Annotated in this window: 5 protein-coding genes and 1 pseudogene; all 6 read left to right on the plus strand. The window is 49.3% G+C overall.

Annotated elements, in window-relative coordinates; translation table 11 throughout:
* Nucleotides 1-5 precede the first annotated feature (5 nt).
* Entirely contained in the window at nt 6-767 is a 762-nt protein-coding gene (locus tag ACTHUT_RS16680) for a beta-ketoacyl synthase chain length factor (RefSeq protein ID WP_440419120.1), read from the plus strand.
* On the plus strand, nt 764-1522 hold the full coding sequence (locus tag ACTHUT_RS16685; RefSeq protein ID WP_440419117.1) for a lysophospholipid acyltransferase family protein: 759 nt from the start codon (nt 764-766) through the stop codon (nt 1520-1522). The genes ACTHUT_RS16680 and ACTHUT_RS16685 overlap by 4 nt, the downstream gene beginning before the upstream one ends.
* Nucleotides 1519-1779 carry a phosphopantetheine-binding protein gene (locus tag ACTHUT_RS16690; RefSeq protein ID WP_250600327.1) on the plus strand — a complete coding sequence of 87 codons (261 nt, stop codon included), beginning with the start codon at nt 1519-1521 and terminating at the stop codon, nt 1777-1779. Before ACTHUT_RS16685 ends, ACTHUT_RS16690 begins: the two co-directional genes overlap by 4 nt.
* A 12-nt stretch (nt 1780-1791) precedes the next feature.
* Entirely contained in the window at nt 1792-2040 is a 249-nt protein-coding gene (locus ACTHUT_RS16695) for an acyl carrier protein (protein ID WP_250600325.1), read from the plus strand.
* Nucleotides 2041-2112: 72 nt separating this feature from the next.
* A complete protein-coding gene (locus ACTHUT_RS16700) occupies nt 2113-2652 on the plus strand; it encodes a hypothetical protein (RefSeq protein WP_250600323.1) in 540 nt (179 codons plus the stop codon).
* 111 nt (nt 2653-2763) lie between these two features.
* A pseudogene (locus ACTHUT_RS16705) lies at nt 2764-3096 on the plus strand (hypothetical protein); the annotation flags it as partial.

Here is a 3096-nt window from a genome sequence, read left to right on the forward strand (position 1 = left end):
ACATCATGCCTCAAAACGTTTGCCGTTTCAGCTTCAATATCGCCGCATGGCAGGCCTCCTCCAGCAAAATCAGTACGCCGGAGCAATGGCAGGACTGGGCGCAGGGAAAACTCGATACCGCCTCACTACCGGAGTGCAAACCCGCGCTCTCCTTTTTGCCGCCTATGCAACGCCGCCGCTTGGGAAAAGCGGCGCGCTTGGTTTGTGATGCGGCATGGAATCTGGCCGACCAATATCCTGAAAGCGTACCGGTGTACGTTTCGCACGACGGCGAAAGCAACCGCAGCTTTGAATTGTGGCAAGAGCTTTTGAACACGCATACCGTGTCGCCGACCTCATTCGGCCTGTCCGTTCACAACGCGACGATTGGGCAATGGTCGATGTTGCGCAAAGACATGAGCGAGCATACCGCGTTGGCCGTTGCCGCCGATTCCTTTGAAACCGCGCTGACCGAGGCATTTGCGCTTTTGCAAGACGGCACGCCATCCGTTTTAGTGATTGTCGCCGATGATCCGTTGTCTGAAGACTATCCCGTCTTGGCTACACGTGCGCCGTTTGCCTATGCATTGGCACTGGTCATCACCAAAGGCGAAGACTATACCTTAAGCTTGGAAACCACATCCGAGAGGCCGTCTGAAAACCCTAACGATACAACAGTCGAGCCCTATTGGATCAGCTTGGAGTGGGTACGCTTCCTGCTTTCAGACGGCCGACAACACACGCAACACTATGCCGGTAGAAACTGGCACTGGCAGAAAAACGCATGAAGACTTTAGACTATTTCCGTCGCTTTTTTGCCACACTCTTCGGCTTCATCCTCTTCGGTGTTGCAGGCGTATTGTTCAAAATCGCACTTTTACCCTATACGCTCAAATCGACCAAAGGCGACATCAAACGCCAACTTGAAGCAAGACGCATGATAGGCAGAGTTTGGCGTTTCTTTGTCGGCTACCTGCAATGGTCGGGAGTATTAAGCGTCCGTTTCAACGGATTGGAAAAACTCGGCAGGCCCGGCCAGCTCATTCTTGCCAACCATCCCTCGCTTTTGGATATCGTCTTGCTGATCAGCCACTATTCCGAGCCGAACGTACTGGTTAAAAAAGACCTGTTGCACAACCCCAGCATGAAAAGCCAGATTATCGCTTCAGGCTACATCCCCAACGACGAAAGCATGGAAATGTTGGAAGAAATCGACGCCGTGTTCAAAAGCGGGCAAAGTATGCTGATTTTCCCCGAAGGCACGCGCACAGGCTGGGACGGACAGGTTAAAATGCACCGTGGCGCGGTATCGCTCGGTTTGCGCAGCGCATCGGTCATCACCCCCGTGTGCATCAAAATGACGCCGCCCAATTTCAAAAAAGGCCAGCCTTGGTACAAAATACCGCCGCACAAAATCCATTATGAAATCACCGTCGGCGACGACATCCTGCCCGAAGAATGGCTGGCAGAAAAACCCTTACCCATCGCCGCAAGGGGCTTAAACGAATACCTTCAAGACTATTTCACAAGGAAAACCACATGAATAACTTAGAAAACCAAATCAAAGAATTAATCATTGACAGCTTGGGGCTGGAAGACATCACTCCTGCCGACATCGGCAGCGAAGACCCGCTCTTCGGCGACGAAGGCTTGGGACTGGATTCCGTCGACGCGCTGGAACTCGGTTTGACAGTGCAAAAAACCTTCGGCTTCCAGCTCGACGGCGAAAACGACAACCTGCGCGAAAACTTCGCCAACGTCAAAACTTTGGCCGAGTTCGTCAAGAGCCGCCAATCATAAGGGAGAGACAAGATGACCGAACAAGAAGTACGCACCCTGCTGACCGATGCACTGGTTAACCTGTTTGAAATCGAACCGGAACGCATCAAATCCGAAACCAACCTCTACGAAGATTTAGAAATCGACAGCATCGACGCCATCGATCTTATCGACCACATCAAACGCGAAACCGGCCGCAAACTGCAAGCCGAAGACTTCCGTAATGTGCGTACCGTAGAAGACGTGGTTCAAGCGGTTTTGAAAGTACAACAAGATTCGTGATTCCGCTTTGAATCAGCATATTTTCAGACGGCCTTGTCAATCCGCAAGGCCGTCTGAAAATCAATCATAACCATGAAAATATTAAGGAAATTCCTACTGACCCTCGTCAGCCTCGCCTATCCGCTCCTATGGTATTACGGCAGGGAAAACGGCGCGTTTTTCTGGCTTGCCGCCGCCATGTGCGTCCTGTGGCTGATACGCGCTGCCATGCCGCAAACCACAGCCCAACGCATTACGGCGATTATCCTTGCCGCCTTTTTCGCCGCCGTACTGGTTTTCAGACAACCCGACTCGATGTATTGGTATCCCGTCGCCGTCAACGCGCTGATGCTTGCCGTTTTCGGCGGCAGCCTGTTTGCCAAACAAACCGTCATCGAACGCCTCGCCCGACTGCAACACCCCGACCTTCCCCCCGAAGGCGTGCGCCACACCCGCCGCGTTACGCAAATCTGGTGCGGCTTCTTCATCCTCAACGGCGCAACCGCCGCCATTCTGGCAGGCTTGCAATATTACGACTGGTGGGCGGCTTATACCGGCATCGTGTCGTATGTGTTAATGGGGCTTTTATTTGCCGGAGAGTGGGTGTATCGGAAAGCCGTATTGAAGGTGTAGGTCGTCTGAAAACGCATCATGTACATGTTTTTTGCCTTACCTTCCATTACAAAAATGATGATTGCAATCTATACCAATCACTGATTATCTTGATTTTTGAAATCACAATATTTGCTACCCACCATTATGGAAACAATAAAAGAATTACTATCCAATTTCTTAAAAGCGCAAGAGGAAAAAATAAAAACTCCTATATTTATTACATTTTTTATTGCTTTCTTGGTATTTAAGATATGGATTTATTGGAAACCAATTAGTATTTTTCTACTTTCTACAAAAGCAATTGAAGAAAGAATTTTAGCAATAGATAAGCAAATCAATTTTATTGAACAAAATTTTAGCGCTCATCCCCTTTGGCTAAGTTTTTTATTTGCTTTAATTATAACACTTATCTACACAATCTTATTTCCCCTTATACAGCTTGGTGTTAATGTAATTCTTTCC

This window comes from Neisseria sp. P0022.S010, assembly GCF_051956635.1.